We start from the raw sequence: 15,079 nt of genomic DNA, 5'->3' as shown, positions 1-15,079 counted from the left end.
GCTAGATCATCAAAAAACTAATCATTTCAAGCTTTTAGCCTTGCTGGCCTAATAATTGCTCTTCACGCCTGCTTAGCCCTCTTTTAAATTGGGCTTCATCAAATAACTGAGTAAAGACTCAATAAATAATAAGCCTCAGGAAGATAGGCTTATCATCTATGACAGAATTAATGGACTAACCTCATGGCACAGCTAACTGGACTACAATTTACCCTTACTGTTGAAGGCTTGGCTCAAAGCGCTTTTGTTGTAACAGAATTTAGCGGTGAAGAATCTTTATCTCATCCTTTTTATTTTAATGTCACGCTGGCAAGCCGAGTAGAAAACCTTATGCCGCAGCAAATAGTGGATAAGCCTGTTTGCTTAAGCGTTTATCAAGATGGACTGCCTCAGCAAGTTTGGCATGGCATAGTAAAGGGATTTGAGCAGGGTGACACAGGGCATCATCATACTTTTTATCGTTTGGTAATGGTGCCAGCACTGAGTCGTTTATCTCTAAGGCATAATAGCCGAATCTTTCAGTTACAAAGTGTGCCAGAGATAATCTCTATTCTACTTACGGAAATGGGCATTAATGATTACGCCTTTTCTTTGAGCCGTGAGTGCCTCCAACGAGAATACTGTGTTCAGTATCGTGAGACTGATTTTGATTTTGTCTCTAGACTTGCCGCAGAAGAGGGTTTGTTTTATTTCTTCACCCATTTAGATGGTAAACACACCTTAGTATTTAGTGATGATACCAAAGCTGTACCCAATGTTGCTAAAGCTATGATGTATAACCCATTGTCAGGTGGGCAAGCCAGCCTACCTTTTGCGCAACATTTTGTGCGACATACGCAAATAAAGCCTGCGACTGTACAACTTAAAGACTATAGCTTTAAGCAGCCTTCCTATAGTTTTTTACAGGATGCGGTTGGTACTGAGTTGGAATCTCAACAAGAGACTTATGATCACTTTGATTATCCAGGGCGTTATAAAGACGATGAGAGTGGCAAGGCATTTGCTCAGTATCGCATTCAAGCATTACGTAATGATGCTATTTACGCACAAGGCGAAAGTAACGTTGCAGCCTTAACGACGGGTTATAAGGTGACCTTGATGGATCACCCGCAAGAGGTTTGTAATCAAGCTTGGTTGTTGGTGAAAATTAAGCATAAAGGCTCACAACCTCAAGCGTTGGAGGAAATGGGTGGTGAAGGAGCTACGCGTTATTCAAATCAATTTGAAGTGATACCCGCACATCGGCAGTGGCGCCCTAATTTGGGTGCTAGGCCGAGAGTGACTGGGCCACAAATCGCCATCGTAGTCGGACCAGAAGGGGAAGAGGTCTACTGCGATGAGTTTGGGCGAGTAAAAGTTCAGTTTCCTTGGGACAGGTATAGTCAAGGGGATGAATTTTCCAGTGCATGGGTGCGGGTATCTCAGGCGTGGGCAGGGGCACAGTATGGAATGGTGACCCTGCCGCGTATTGGGCATGAAGTGATTGTGAGCTTTTTAGAGGGTGACCCTGATCAGCCAATCATTACAGGACGAACTTACCATATAGCGAATCAAGCGCCTTATGCGTTACCAGAGCATAAGACTAAAACGGTATTACGTACCGAATCCCATCAAGGGGATGGTCATAATGAATTAAGGTTTGAAGACCAAGCGGAGCAAGAAGAGATTTATTTGCATGCGCAAAAGGATTTAAGTCTTTTAGTACAAAATGATCGTACTGATGATATTCAAAATGACCAGCATATTAAGGTCACTAATAACCGATTTAGCCATGTGAAGCTGGATGACACCTTAACTGTGGAAGGTGAAAAGCGTGAGTATGTTACCGCCAGCCAAAGTCTAGTGATTGAAGGCTCTCTAACTTTGAAACAAGGCAAAGCTCTGGTTAATGAAGCAGGTAACGAGATACATCTTAAAAGCGGTTCCAAAGTCGCGATTAATGCAAGCAGTGCTATCACAGTCAAAGCGGGTGGCAGCTTTATGCAAATCGATGGTGGTGGTGTTCACTTAGTTGGAGGCGGTATTAATCTCAATGCCGGCGGAGCCGCAGGCAAAGGCTCTGGCTACCAAGGTATCATGGCAGAGTTGCCAAACTCTTTGGAAGAGCCTGAGCCATTAGCAGAAGCAAGGCGTATCTCACTAGCAGGATTTCTAAAGGCAGAAGAGGCGAATGTTGTCGCTGTTAAACTTTGCCCTTTAACTGAAGGGGGCGCATGATGCGCGATACTTGGCTTGCAAAGTATGACCAGCAAACTTGTTATTGGTTACTTGATCATGGCACCTGTGAAAAGGCTAAAGGTTACTTTTTAGAGCAGGCTGTACAGGGCTTTATGTCCTCTGCAGAACCTCTATTTATAGATTCACCATTTGATACCTTAAAAGCGCAAACTCCTTGGCTTATTCCAGTATCAGATATTGTTTTATCTTTGCCTGAGTCAATTTTATCTCAAGGGATTTTGTTGCATTCTCATACTGAGAAGGCGCTTGTTGCAAGGCACTTACGTAGCTTATTAAATGCTGAGTTAGCTGAAGAGCAAGTCCTGTTTCGGTTTTACGATACCAAGGTGCTAACACAGATGTTACCCATGATGAGTTTGGCTGAACAGTCAGAGTTTATGGGGAATATTGACGCTATTCTAATTCAGCCTGATTTTGAAGAAAGCCTAGAAGGCAATGCAGAAGAGGGTTCTGAAGAACGTCTTGCGGATCATGAAGTAGCCATAGAAAAAAATGCTGAGAAAAAGACGACTGGTAAAGAAAGCGCTGAGATGGGCTTTATTGTGCTTGAAAACGATAAGGCAGCACAATATCAAGTACGCACTGAGCCTTGGTGGATTATTGCCCCAGAGCACCTAGCAGGCTTATATAACATTAAGCACCATGCTTACGCCGTGTCTCGTAGATTATGGGAAATGCTACCTAGCCTCATGAGTAAGCTTAAGGAGCCACTGACTAAGTTAGAAACAGGCTTTGAAAAAGCAAAAGAGCAAAAATTGTCAAAAGACGACGCTGAACTCTGGGTGCTAGCCCATATAGCCCATGCAACACAAACGGAATTGGATGAGCTTGTATCTAGTTTGAAATTGGATACTAAGCAACAAGAATATGTACAAGAATGGATGGAGAATAGTGCATGGCAGCTTTAGCGGGTGATGGAACCTGTATAGAATGTGAGGCTTTAACTCATTGGGTCGAGCTACATATTATTGATGAGCACAATAAAGGCTTTGCTGGCATTAAAGGTCTGTTAACCGATGGCGCTGGTACTAAACATGAAATCACCCTAAAAGATGGCCCCATACTAGTTAAGAAATTAGCAGCAGGGCCTGTTACCTTGGTGCTTGATAATGAAACTTGGCTAGCAGAAACACAAACTCGCAAACCAGATGATGGCAGTGATCCAGAAATTGCTAAAAGTTTGGATGAAAACCTAACAAAGCCAGGCAATAAAGCCAGTGTTAAAGAGCTCCAGTCAGTCACAACAGGTGATTTAATTGTCCTAGAAGGTGAGCAAAAACTGCCTGAAAAGCATGTTGCAACCGGTTGTCTGAATCTTATAGCCGATAATAGTTATGTGATTAAAGTGGCGGGTTTTAACTATTTAACATTGAGATTAGGTGTGTTTTTTGACGGTACTAATAACAATACCTACAGCGCCCAATGGGGTAAAACCCAGTTCGAAGGTTATTACTATAAATGGAAAAGTCACTTTGATCGGGAAACTAAAAGTAGCCCCAATTTCCCTATTAATCGATTATCTGAGCAGTGTTTTAAAACACCAAATGATGGTGCAGTTGAGGGTAGCGCGACGAATGAAGTGACTAATGTCGAAAAGCTAAAAAATATGTACCTTGAAAAGAAATACTTGGATGGTGTTTATATTGATAGATTCTATTTTACCGGTGTGGGTACTGACAATGAAGAAGATAATACCAAACCAGCGGATGAATCTATTAATTACGGAAAAGGACTTGCGTTAGGAGATTATGGTCTTGAAACTAAAATGGATTTCGCTATACAAAAAATAGCAGATGATTTTGCCAATATTATTAAAGACGCTAAAAATAAAAGTGAATTAGAAATAGATGGCTTAACCAAAATCGAATTTGATGTATTTGGATTTAGTCGAGGGGCGGCTACTGGTCGTGATTTTATTAATCATGTACTGGATGGCCCTGATGGTGAGCTTGCCACTAAAATAATTGAAGCTTGTGACAAGGAAGGTCTAGTATTTTCATTAGGTTTTGATTGGTTAGAAAATAAAAATTGTGAGGTGACCTTTGCGGGACTTTACGATACGGTTGCCTCCCTTGTAAATATATATTACGGGGACATTAAAGCACACAATGCTGAGAACAAAGGAATTAGACTCTGGCTAGATCCTGAAAGGGTATCAAGAGTCGTGCATTTAACTGCGCACCCTGAAGCGGAATATCGTTATAATTTTTGTTTAAATCTCATTAATGACCCTGACACACCTCATTTTCATGAATATGTTTTGCCCGGCTCTCATAGTGATCTAGGAGGAGGTTACCATGCAGTTCAATCGTTTGGACAAGCAGACTATTTGTTACCTGCCTTTGAAAGAAAACATATAGCAACAAAATCAATTGGTTTTGGTATGTTTGGCCTAAGTCAGCAAGAAGCTGAGAAGCAGCTAAATGCTGAACTAGATAAAGTGTGCCAAAACGAAATAAGTATGGGCTGGCCAGATAGTTTTAATAAAGTCTTTAAAACTGAGCCATTAGGTCGGGGTGGGGCCAAGTTAACTGGTGAAGTTTGGTTGCAACGAAAAGTCGAAGGGGATTTGTCTCGCTTGTATTTGCGCCTTATGTACGGATTGGCAAACTTTTATCAAGTACCTATTGAAGATACAGAAAGTGAAAGATGGAAAGAGGATGATTATAAAGTGAAAGAAATTATAAATGGGCTGCCTTTTTCCAGTATTTGTGAAAAAGTATTAGAAGAATCTTTAAAAGGCGAGGTATGGTCTAAGCTCACTCAAGATAATTTTAGGCAAAAATTATTTGGTGCCCAATTAATCCATCATTCTTCAGCTGTTGGAACAGCATTTAAACCTCACTTTGATGAGAGCAAAGGTCGCTATTACAGAAAAGTATTTGAATGTCATAAAGCAGATGACATTCACTTTAGTTACCTTGAATTGATGGGAGTATAGAGTGATAAATGTATTTCAATGGTTTTTTTTATCTTTATCATTTTTTACTTTGGCAGGGTGTAATTATTTTGATAAAGAAGAGCCGTTTCCCGAAGGCTTTAGATATTGGGAAGTTCATGTGATTTCTCCTTCATATTATCCAGTAATGATAGATGAGGCATATGGGGTAAATGAAAAAGAAGATTGGACTTTATATGTCACGGGATTTGGTGGGCATACATGGGCAAAGTCTGAATTAAATAATGCAAGGAAAAAAATACCTGATTATGATGGTTTTGGTCTGCCTCTTCATGTTATTTCAACCACGTCAGGTAGCCAGAGTGGGACAAGAACTTTGCCTGAGTCTATTTATATATACTGGGCTTCTTTGGCAGAAGGTAAGTTTTATGTGAATAAATTTGATCTCACTTTAGATATGCGAGAAGCCATGATGACAGATGATCCAGAAACACTTTCAAATGGCAATATTAGTCACTGCTATCAAAAAGATATTGCGGTTGGCCTTTTACCTGGAGGTAAGATGAAAGTATGGCGTTTGGGTTGTAATAAGTTCACTTTCATGGGGGAAGTTAGTGCTGCAAAAGAGTTTGAGTCTTACCCATCAAATATTGACTATTATGAAGCAATGCAAAAGAAGGCTGAAAAACGAGCTGCTGATAACGATGTAGAACTATTCCCTATCCCTTATGAAAAAGTGGATCAGGTATTTGAATATGTGCCAATACCAAGGTGTTCTAACAAAGCCTTGTGGGGTTGTAGTTAGTTAACATTTAGTTCTCACTAAAGCCGCTTTCATAGCGGCTTTTTTATTGTCAAAATACAGGTGTTTATTTGAACCATACATAGGGAGAGTGGTTATTTTTAGTTTTACAGGAAGTGTGGCCTATACCATGGGTATCGTTTTATCTATTTTGATTCTTGCCACTTTGGCGTGTGGTTTTATGAAGAGCAGAATGGAGCAAGATAGCTATGAGGAGCTAAAGCAAAGAATTAAGTCTTGGTGGGTGATTATCGGGCTTTTATTTGCTGTGCTGTTAAGTGGCACAACTATATCGATTATCTTTTTTGCATTTTTAAGCTTCTTGGCGTTAAAAGAGTTCTTATCTATCGTGCCTATGCGACCTGTTGATCGTAAGGTGATTTTCTGGGCGTATTTATCTATTCCACTGCAATACTACTGGGTGTCCATCGAGTGGTACGGCATGTTTATTGTGTTTATTCCTGTGTATGTTTTTTTGTTTTTGCCCATGCGTATGGTGCTAACAGGTGATACTAAGGGGTTTATTCGCTCGGCTGGTGTTGTTCATTGGGCTTGTATGCTGACCGTTTTCAGCATTAGCCATATTGCTTATCTGTTAGTTTTGCCCGGATCTACTAATGAGACTAGTTATGAATATGAAGCATTAGGATTAGTTCTGTTTTTGCTCTTTATGACCCAGTTTAATGATGTAGGCCAATATGTCTGGGGCAAGTTGTTTGGTCGTCATAAAATTATTCCTAAGGTGAGTCCAAATAAAACCTGGGAAGGCTTTATTGGTGGTGTTGCAACGGTGACTTTGTGTTCCGCTATTATTGCGCCTTTATTAACCCCTTTAAATTTTTACCAAGGTGCATTTGCTGGTTTACTGGTTGCTACCAGTGGCTTTGTGGGTGATGTGGTTATTTCATCAGTGAAGCGAGATTTGCAAATTAAGGATAGTGGTAGCTTGATTCCAGGGCATGGGGGAATTCTAGATAGAATGGATAGTTTAACTTATACCTCGCCTTTGTTTTTCCATTTTATTTATTATGTGAGTTATTAGCGTGGGACATATTCTTAAAGTAATTTTCTTCGCTTTTTTGGTTAAGCCAGTGGTTTTAGTTATCCTTGGTCTGAATTTAAGAGGCCGTAAGAGCTTGCCCATTAAGGGGCCAGCGGTCATTGTTGCCAATCATAACAGTCATCTCGATGCTCTGGTGTTAATGAGTTTATACCCTTTATCTATGATTCATAAAGTCAGGCCTGTTGCCGCAGTGGATTATTTTTTAAGTAAAAAAGGCTTTTTGTCTTGGCTTTCTCTCAACTGTATTAACATAGTGCCAATGAAGCGAAAAGGGGAGGGTGATAAGGCGGACTTATTCTCAGCCTGTCATCAAGCGTTAGATCAAGAGGATATTCTGATTCTCTTTCCAGAAGGAAGCCGAGGCAAGCCAGAGCAATTAAGCCAGCTTAAAAAAGGGGTTTATTACTTATTGAGTGAGAGAAATGATACTCAAGCAACGCCAGTTATGATCCATGGATTAGGGCGCTCTTTACCTAAAGGTGAAGCGATTTTGGTGCCTTTTAATTGTGATGTGATTATTGATGAGCCTATGGAGCAGGCAGATAACGCGACTGAGTTTATTAGCCAGTTAGATTCTTGTTTCGAACGCTTGGCTGAGCAATGTATTACTAAGCAGTTAATAGAAGAGGAGCAAGAGTAAAGAGAGCCAAGCTTTAAATACTTGGCTCTCTTTTTCTGAAAGACCCGAAGGGCGTGGTCTAAAAGCCCTATCTCTATGTTGAGGACCTTATCAATAGAATAACTATTAAGTTACGCTCCTCGCCATAAATCTAGCGGCTTTTATCCACACGCTGAGGCGGGAGGACTTATTCGCAGATTCCTTAAGTTAATTGGCTGTTTAAGTATTTTTGATACAGGGATATATTCACTTCCATGTACTTAGATTTGACATAATTTGGTCGAATTTCGTTTAGATGTTCTGTTATCTCTTCATTTGTTTTCCCGTTAAACAACATCCAAGCCCATATCACAATCACGGAACGAGAAAGCCCTAAAGCACAATGTACATATATGCCGTCTGATTTATGCTTTTCTATCAAGACAACGGCTTTGTGAATGGCTTTAGGGCACTGAATGGTCTGATCCAAGAAATTAAACCTGTGTTGTATCAAAGCGGTTTTGTTAAGTGGAAGTTCGGTCGCTAAATTAATGACACGTTTTACTCCTAATGCATTGATTTTAGAATATTCGCCAATGCTAGGGTGTCTGCCTAGGTAAACCCCGCTGTCGACCTTAGAAACAAGAGGAAGTGACTTTTTATAACGCATCCAAGAAAGTTTACAGCCTAAGTAATAAGGGAAGAGGATAAACCAGCGTATTAACCTTGCCTTTTTATAACTGATGTCTAGTAAATGATTTAGACCAAAAGCATAAATGATACTGACACTAAAGCAGCAAAGGAAAAAGTAGAGAAAGATAGGGCTGAGGGCAAAACTCATGACCATCAAACCTATGCTTAATGCTAGGAAGTAAGACGCCATTTTAAGGTGTCTTGGTGTCATAAACTTGGTGATTAATACCTTATTTTGGTTCTCCCGAATGAATAAAACAGCAAGAATGCCGACCAATGCACCCGTTGGTAAATCAATAAAGTGATGCTGATAAACTAACAAGGTTGAAGCGATTACAAGCAGTAGCCAAGAGAGTAGAACGGCCTTGATGAGGTGGTTGTTGATGGTCTCTTTCATGCTAAACCAAAAAACGATGGCAAAGCTTACATGTAAGGAAGGGAGCTGATTAAAGGGTTTATCTGCTTCGAGTAATTTAAAGAGAAAAGCGTAACTTTCGGTTGAGGGTTTAGTAAATGAAAACTCTAAAGGAAAGGCAATAAATATCATCACAGAAATAAGCACAATAAAGAGTACTCTTAGTGCTAATACCCTAAGTTCAAGGCGTGTTTGGGGGAGCAAAAAGGCAATAACGAATATGAGATCTGATGACATGTAAGGCACAATGAATGCTGGAATAAAGTCTATCTGCTTCTCCCATTCAAAATAAAATGAGAAGTGAGGGGCGGTCAGACTAGCAAACTCATTGGCTGCGCCATAAAGTAAAAAGAACACAGTGCCCAAATAGAGTAGCCAGATGATACGTTCTTTTAGTTTTGCTTGAGCATGCATTTCGGCTTGAAACGTTAGCATTGCTCCCCCTTAAACAAAGCAGAGGACACGGTGAAAATCCCCCAATTGTCGATATGCATTTTATCTTTTTCAAACCCATGCTGAGCAAATAGATTGTCTAACTCATATTGGCTACGACGACGCATTACCCAGCGACTTTGTTGGTGGTTTCCTAATACATGGGCAATCTGTTTAAGTTGAGGGTGCCAAGGCTGTCCTGTGTAAATAAGAAAGCCTTCATCTTCTATAATTGAAGTCACCCCTTGGATGGCATTTTTTATCAGATTATTATCGGGGAAGAGTTCAAATACGCCAGAGATAATCACAATGTTTGGCTTAAACTCGTCATTTAAGTAGGAGTCAGGGCTAAAGGCATCGCTCTGCTGATAATGTATGTTAGTCAGGTTTCTCTCTTTGGCTAAGACTTGCCCTTGCTCAATGTTTTGAGCTTGATAATCCCTAACTTGAATTGTGACATCTTTATATTCGGCGGCGATTTCAACCAGGTATCTGGCGGGCCCACCTGCGATGTCTAAGATTCTAACTGCCTTGTTTTGCGATTTTAGTTGTTCGATCTTGTCTTTAATTGCTTGGATACTATGTACTTTACGCTGTCTTATGCCTTTCCAACCAATGCTGTTGAGATAGCCTTTATCAACAAATTTACCGGCTAATGTTTTGCCCTCTGGCTGATTTTTATAAACATGGTCTAAAGTCACACCGGAATCAAAGCCGTATTTCAAGCCAATCCTCATCCCTTTACTGATAAAGCCAAGGTATTTCATTGCAGTACGTTGTAATGCGAAGTTAACTCTGGTGAGTTTTGGCATAGAACCATAGCTTATTTTATCGCACTCTTGTTCTGTGATATCGATAAGTTTATGGCTTAAATCTGAGGTTTTGTAGGCATAGGCTTGTTTGGCAAACGCTGCGATTTCATCAATGGCTATTTCGGCATTATCTTCATAAAGCACCCCATGATAAAAGTTTTCCAGAGGAACAAACTTTTTCAAAGGTGATGAAAGGTTGGCATAGAAGTCACCTTGAACATTAGAGTCCACTACATAGTCTTTACCTGCTGAAAGCACTAATGTCGGGGTTGTGATCATGGCTGCATCAGCAACAATTCGTTCGCCTGTATCTAAAAGACTAGTCAGCTGACTTGCTGGAATATTTGGCGTAATAAGCCCATCATTATCATACTTTATTTGCTCTGTTTTATTGTGAGTCAAAAACTTAGACTTAACATATGAGGTGATATTAAGTTCTGGTTTAAATTGAATGGCGAGCTTTAAGGTTGGTTTAGCAAAAGGCGCGTATAGCTTGATCTTAAATGCAGGGGCAATAAGTGCCATACCAGCAATTTTTGGCGCGTAGTCATGTACCCAGGTTGCGCTTACAACACCTGCTACCGAGTTTGCTATTACAAAAATATCTTCTTCATTTATGTTTTCTTGATCGCAAACAAAAGAGACAAAAGCATTTAAATCTCTGACAAGGTGCATAAATTCAAAGGTGGCTTTTACTGCTGTATTGCCATGGCCTCTGTTGTCGAAAGAGTAGATGGTGTAATCAGAAAAGGCTTTGTTTTCAGCAATACCTTGAAGGCGAGCTGAGTGTTCATGCCCCCTGTGAAGCAACAACAGCACTTTTCCTTTCGTTTCAGTCTGTTGCCATTTTCTGTAAAAAAGAGATTGCCCATCAAAGCTGGCAAATGTACCTGTTTGCATATCCATATTTATCGTCCTGATATTTGTTTCGTCCAATGAGTGTTTGGCTTGTTTCTTGTTTTATTGAGTGCCTTTTTTCATACGGTTATAAAGGGTCATGACGCTGAGTAAAATAGCTAAAAGTAAATAATATAAAAGCCATTCTTCATTTATTAGCTCTAATGCGATTAATACACCTGCAAGGCCAATAGTAAATGCTCTGTCACTTTTACCCATAGGGCCATCATATCGTCTGTCATTGTTTATCGCTTGGCCTACAATGCCAGCCATTTCAGTGAAAATACTGATAATAACAAACAGCACGATAAGGCTTGGCTCAACTAAAGGAATACTGACAAACGCAAGATAGATAAAGCTATCAGCAATTACATCTGTCATCTCATTTAGCATTGCGCCTTCTTTGGTTTGCATGTCATGTTCGCGGGCCAGCATACCATCGATGGCATTAAGCCCCATTCGTATGAAAAGGCCAACGGGCAATAAAAGCAAAGACCATGCCGCTCCATTACTGAAGTAGATAAAAGCCCCCAAAAAGCCTGATAAAAAAAGTGCAGACCAAGTTACTTGATTTGGCCTTATGTGCTTGTCAGCAAGCCATTGCACAATAGGTCTGAGTAAGTTTTGAAACTTAGGTTTTAAGTCATAGATGGTGAGCATATAAAATCCATTTTATTTAAGTGATTGAATCTGGACGAAGTTTAACAGGCCGCATTTACAATTTGCTTGTTATCAAGGTGCCTGCCTTGTTTGCTTTTCGCCACAAATATGATTTTTTATAAAAATTCTAATAGAAGCAAGAAGTTAAATTAATAAGTATGAATTTAATTTAAACCTTAATGTAGGCTTCCTAGGTAAAAAGCTGCTTAGGGAGACTTATAATCAAGTTTTGGGCAATAACTTGCTCAACTTGAGCAAGTTATTGCGTGACTTGGCGAAATTTAAAGAAAAACACTTTTAAAACATAGCTTTGTGATCTTGGCTGGTTATTTGCTTAAAGGCAGTCGGATATTCGTGTTATCAGTGTTTTAAGATGGAATAGGTAAATGGAATTACAAACTGGATTGCGTTTTAGCTTAGTCATTGAAGGCTTTGAAGAGAAAGATTTCGTGGTTACACGATTTAAAGGGATAGAAGCAATCTCTAACACTTATGAATTTTCGGTTGATTTGGCGAGTAGAGTTGAAAACCATACACCTGAAGCGATTCTAGATAAGAATGTGAGCCTGCGTGTGAGCTTAGATGGGGTTGAACAGCAGTCTTGGCATGGCATAGTGAAGAAGTTCTCTCAAGGGGACACAGGCCATCACCACACCTATTATCACCTAGTTATGGTGCCTGCGTTGAGCCGCAGTGAATTACGTCAAAATAGTCGCATTTTCCAATTACAGACTGTGCCTGAAATTATCTCAATTCTTTTGCAGGAATTGGGTATTAATGATTATGCCTTCTCTACACTAAGAGAGTGTGAGCAACGTGAATACTGTGTTCAATATAGGGAAACAGATTTAGCTTTTATCGAAAGAATTGCAGCAGAAGAAGGCTTATTTTATTTCTTTAGCCAAGCGGATAAAAAGCACACTTTGATATTTAGTGATAACAATCAGGCCCTACCTCCAATTCATGATACTTGTTCATATAATGCAACTCCAGCTGGTGGTAAAGGGGAACCTTTTATTCACTCCTTTAAACGAGTGAATGAATTAGCCCCAGACTTGGTTACGTTAAAAGATTACAGCTTTAAACAGCCTGACTATTCATTTTTAATGCTAGCCAACGCTGAAGGTGAAATTAACGCTAATTATGAGCACTTTGATGCGCCTGGTCGGTACAAATCTGATACATCGGGTGCTGCTTTTTCTCAATATCGTCTGCAATCATTACGTAAGAAGACTGTTCAAGCTATCGGTGGGAGTAATCTAGCAAGTTTATCGGTTGGATATAAAATGCTTCTTGAAAACCATTCTGATGAAATGTGTAATCAAGAATGGCTATTAACGCAAGTAGTGCATGAGGGTGAGCAGCCACAAGCTTTAGAAGAAATGGGTGGAGAAGGCATGACTCGTTATAGCAATGAGTTTGAACTAGTGCCTCATGATGTTGTTTATCGAGCGCAGATTAATGCCAAGCCAAGAATAGATGGTGCTCAGATAGCTATCGTCGTTGGACCTGAGGGAGAAGAGGTTTTTTGTGATGGGCATGGTCGTGTAAAGGTTCAGTTCCCTTGGGATAGGTATGCAAGTGGTGATGATTTATCTAGTTGCTGGATACGAGTTTCTAATGGTTGGGCTGGATCTCAATATGGTGTTATGGCGTTACCAAGAATCGGGCATGAAGTGATTGTAGAATATCTAGAAGGTGACCCTGACCAACCCATTATTACAGGTAGGGTGTTTAACAGTATGAGTCTTCCTCCATATGCTTTGCCTGAACATGAGAGTAAAACTGTTTTAAGAACACAGAGCCATCAGGGTGAGGGCTATAACGAGTTAGCTTTTGAAGATCAGGCAGAGCAGGAAAGAATCGCTTTAATCGCACAAAAGGATTTAAACCTTAAAGTGCTTAATGATCGAATTGATACGATTGAACATGATGTGCACTTAGATGTTCAAAATAACCGAGCTCAAACTATCAGTGCTAATGATCACCTTAGTGTGATGGGAGAATCTCGAGTCAAAGTAAAAGGCGATAAAAACAGTGAAACGCTTGAGAGTTTGCAAAGAAAGCAGGCTAAAGCACTCGCGATTGATGCAGGATTAGATATTCAGTTAAGCGGAAGTGCAAATGTCGTTCTTGATGCGGGGAATGAGATTACCTTATCAGCAGGCGGTAGCTTTGTAAAAGTGGATGCGGCAGGGGTCCATGTTTCTGGCGCAGCAATAAACTTAAACTAATAATAAATGAATGTTTAAAAGGAATTTAAAATGGGAAATGCTGCAAAAGTAGGGGATAAAGGATTGGATCATGATGGCTTTCCTCCAACCGCCATTACAGCGGGTTCTGGCACGGTAAAAGCTGATGGTGCGGCAATCGCAAGAATGGGGGATCCGCTAGAAATGCATTCTAAGCCAAAGCATCCACCTCATGGCCGATCTATCGCTGGTGGTTCAGGAAGTGTTTTCGCGGACGGTATGCCAGTAGCAAGAAGCGGTGATCCTGTTGATTGTGGCGGCGCACTGACAGGTGGTGGCACTGTTAATGTGGGTTAGCTAATTGATAGCCTGAAAAATTATTGAATAAGAGAAAGTCGCTTAATGCGGCTTTTTTTATGTCATCTATAAAAAGCCATGGCTAAGCAAGATTTTACTCTTAAGCAATTAATGGCTTATGGTCTAAGCAACTAATTGCTTAATGAGTTCTTAGGCGCTTAATTTTGTGTTGCGTAGTGACGATTTTAAATAAATAATCCTTAAAAAACAGCATCTTATGTTTTATTTTTTGTTGTTTTTAAAAGTTGGCATATCGGTTGCTTTTATATAGGCGTCTACATGAGTACGACGTTTTATTTAAGGAACTGCGGTTCACATTTATAAGGATTATATTATGCCAACTCCATGCTACATTGCGATTGAAGGTAACACTCAAGGTAACATCACAGCAGGTTCATTTACTGCAGATTCTGTCGGTAACATTTATGTTGAAGGTCACGAAGACGAAATGCTAGTTCAGCAATTCGACCATATCGTTACTGTACCTACTGATCCACAATCAGGCCAACCTGCAGGTCAACGTGTACACAAGCCTTTCAAATTCACAGTAGCGCTAAATAAATCAGTGCCTCTAATGTACAACGCATTGGCTTCTGGTGAAGCATTGCCAACAGTTGAATTGAAGTGGTACCGCACTTCAGTTGAAGGTAAGCAAGAGCATTTCTTCTCAACTAAATTGACTGATGCAACTATTGTAAACATTGATTGCAAAATGCCTCATTGCCAAGATTCATCTAAATCTGAGTTCACTCAGTTAGTAGAAGTTTCTTTAGCGTACCGTAAAGTTGATTGGGAACACACAGTTGCAGGAACATCTGGTTCTGACGACTGGAGAGCGCCAGTTGAAGCTTAGTATATAACAAAAGTTATAAACTAATAAAAAGCACAATTTAACTCTGTGTTTTTGGGAAGGCCGCACAATATTTATTATTGTGTGGCCTTTTTTGTTTGTTTTTTTGCTCTAAAAAAGAGTTTTTGGTTTTCATAAATAGTTATTTTTTTAATCGAAATGTGCAGTAAA

The 15,079-nt window shown here is 40.0% G+C and carries 12 protein-coding genes; 9 read left to right on the top strand and 3 right to left on the bottom strand.

Annotated features, from left to right (window positions below; all coding sequences use genetic code 11):
• Nucleotides 1–183: 183 nt before the first annotated feature.
• The 6 genes from OA91_RS01430 (at nucleotide 184) to OA91_RS01405 (ending at nucleotide 7,642) form a co-directional block, all read left to right on the top strand.
• On the top strand, nucleotides 184–2,217 hold the full coding sequence (locus OA91_RS01430) for a type VI secretion system Vgr family protein (RefSeq protein WP_063337727.1): 2,034 nt from the start codon (nucleotides 184–186) through the stop codon (nucleotides 2,215–2,217).
• Nucleotides 2,217–3,146: a DUF4123 domain-containing protein gene (locus OA91_RS01425; RefSeq protein ID WP_063337726.1), complete on the top strand. Its 930-nt coding sequence runs from the start codon at nucleotides 2,217–2,219 to the stop codon at nucleotides 3,144–3,146. Before OA91_RS01430 ends, OA91_RS01425 begins: the two co-directional genes overlap by 1 nt.
• Nucleotides 3,134–5,179, top strand: coding sequence for a phospholipase effector Tle1 domain-containing protein (locus OA91_RS01420; protein ID WP_063337725.1), 2,046 nt, complete (start codon nucleotides 3,134–3,136; stop codon nucleotides 5,177–5,179). Before OA91_RS01425 ends, OA91_RS01420 begins: the two co-directional genes overlap by 13 nt.
• Nucleotide 5,180: 1 nt before the next feature.
• Entirely contained in the window at nucleotides 5,181–5,942 is a 762-nt protein-coding gene (locus tag OA91_RS01415; protein WP_063337724.1) for a DUF2931 family protein, read from the top strand.
• 127 nt (nucleotides 5,943–6,069) lie between these two features.
• Nucleotides 6,070–6,981 carry a phosphatidate cytidylyltransferase gene (locus OA91_RS01410; RefSeq protein WP_063337723.1) on the top strand — a complete coding sequence of 304 codons (912 nt, stop codon included), beginning with the start codon at nucleotides 6,070–6,072 and terminating at the stop codon, nucleotides 6,979–6,981.
• A 49-nt stretch (nucleotides 6,982–7,030) separates the two neighbouring features.
• Nucleotides 7,031–7,642 carry a lysophospholipid acyltransferase family protein gene (locus OA91_RS01405; protein WP_231870281.1) on the top strand — a complete coding sequence of 204 codons (612 nt, stop codon included), beginning with the start codon at nucleotides 7,031–7,033 and terminating at the stop codon, nucleotides 7,640–7,642.
• A gap of 181 nt (nucleotides 7,643–7,823) precedes the next feature.
• On the opposite strand, the gene OA91_RS01400 is transcribed toward OA91_RS01405, so the two are convergent.
• The 3 genes from OA91_RS01400 to OA91_RS01390 are packed head-to-tail and all read right to left on the bottom strand — an operon-like array spanning nucleotide 7,824 to nucleotide 11,509.
• On the bottom strand, nucleotides 7,824–9,143 hold the full coding sequence (locus tag OA91_RS01400; protein ID WP_063337721.1) for a dual specificity protein phosphatase family protein: 1,320 nt from the start codon (nucleotides 9,141–9,143) through the stop codon (nucleotides 7,824–7,826).
• The gene (locus tag OA91_RS01395) at nucleotides 9,137–10,858 is read right to left on the bottom strand and encodes a bifunctional alpha/beta hydrolase/class I SAM-dependent methyltransferase (protein ID WP_197477689.1); all 1,722 of its coding nucleotides are present in this window, start codon (nucleotides 10,856–10,858) and stop codon (nucleotides 9,137–9,139) included. Before OA91_RS01395 ends, OA91_RS01400 begins: the two co-directional genes overlap by 7 nt.
• Before the next feature lie 54 nt (nucleotides 10,859–10,912).
• Complete coding sequence (locus OA91_RS01390; RefSeq protein WP_063337720.1) at nucleotides 10,913–11,509, bottom strand: CDP-alcohol phosphatidyltransferase family protein; 597 nt, start codon at nucleotides 11,507–11,509, stop codon at nucleotides 10,913–10,915.
• Nucleotides 11,510–11,895: 386 nt separating this feature from the next.
• Between OA91_RS01390 and OA91_RS01385 the strand changes: the two genes are divergently transcribed.
• From OA91_RS01385 to OA91_RS01375, 3 genes are all read left to right on the top strand, one after another.
• Nucleotides 11,896–13,743 carry a type VI secretion system Vgr family protein gene (locus OA91_RS01385; RefSeq protein ID WP_063337719.1) on the top strand — a complete coding sequence of 616 codons (1,848 nt, stop codon included), beginning with the start codon at nucleotides 11,896–11,898 and terminating at the stop codon, nucleotides 13,741–13,743.
• A gap of 30 nt (nucleotides 13,744–13,773) precedes the next feature.
• Nucleotides 13,774–14,058, top strand: coding sequence for a type VI secretion system PAAR protein (locus OA91_RS01380; protein WP_046019733.1), 285 nt, complete (start codon nucleotides 13,774–13,776; stop codon nucleotides 14,056–14,058).
• A 334-nt stretch (nucleotides 14,059–14,392) separates the two neighbouring features.
• Nucleotides 14,393–14,911: an Hcp family type VI secretion system effector gene (locus tag OA91_RS01375; protein WP_046019734.1), complete on the top strand. Its 519-nt coding sequence runs from the start codon at nucleotides 14,393–14,395 to the stop codon at nucleotides 14,909–14,911.
• Nucleotides 14,912–15,079 lie beyond the last annotated feature (168 nt).

Source organism: Marinomonas sp. SBI8L (assembly GCF_001624705.1).
GTDB lineage: Bacteria > Pseudomonadota > Gammaproteobacteria > Pseudomonadales > Marinomonadaceae > Marinomonas.
The sequence above is the reverse complement of the archived record's forward strand: the minus strand, read 5'-3'. Positions and strand labels throughout refer to the sequence as shown.

What these genes read in the sequence shown, in the direction of transcription:
- OA91_RS01390 (WP_063337720.1), bottom strand. Translation starts at nt 11,509, where the DNA reads ATGCTCACCATCTATGACTTAAAACCTAAGTTTCAAAACTTACTCAGA.
- OA91_RS01410 (WP_063337723.1), top strand. Translation starts at nt 6,070, where the DNA reads ATGGGTATCGTTTTATCTATTTTGATTCTTGCCACTTTGGCGTGTGGT.
- OA91_RS01425 (WP_063337726.1), top strand. Translation starts at nt 2,217, where the DNA reads ATGCGCGATACTTGGCTTGCAAAGTATGACCAGCAAACTTGTTATTGG.
- OA91_RS01430 (WP_063337727.1), top strand. Translation starts at nt 184, where the DNA reads ATGGCACAGCTAACTGGACTACAATTTACCCTTACTGTTGAAGGCTTG.
- OA91_RS01395 (WP_197477689.1), bottom strand. Translation starts at nt 10,858, where the DNA reads ATGGATATGCAAACAGGTACATTTGCCAGCTTTGATGGGCAATCTCTT.
- OA91_RS01420 (WP_063337725.1), top strand. Translation starts at nt 3,134, where the DNA reads ATGGCAGCTTTAGCGGGTGATGGAACCTGTATAGAATGTGAGGCTTTA.
- OA91_RS01375 (WP_046019734.1), top strand. Translation starts at nt 14,393, where the DNA reads ATGCCAACTCCATGCTACATTGCGATTGAAGGTAACACTCAAGGTAAC.
- OA91_RS01400 (WP_063337721.1), bottom strand. Translation starts at nt 9,143, where the DNA reads ATGCTAACGTTTCAAGCCGAAATGCATGCTCAAGCAAAACTAAAAGAA.
- OA91_RS01380 (WP_046019733.1), top strand. Translation starts at nt 13,774, where the DNA reads ATGGGAAATGCTGCAAAAGTAGGGGATAAAGGATTGGATCATGATGGC.
- OA91_RS01385 (WP_063337719.1), top strand. Translation starts at nt 11,896, where the DNA reads ATGGAATTACAAACTGGATTGCGTTTTAGCTTAGTCATTGAAGGCTTT.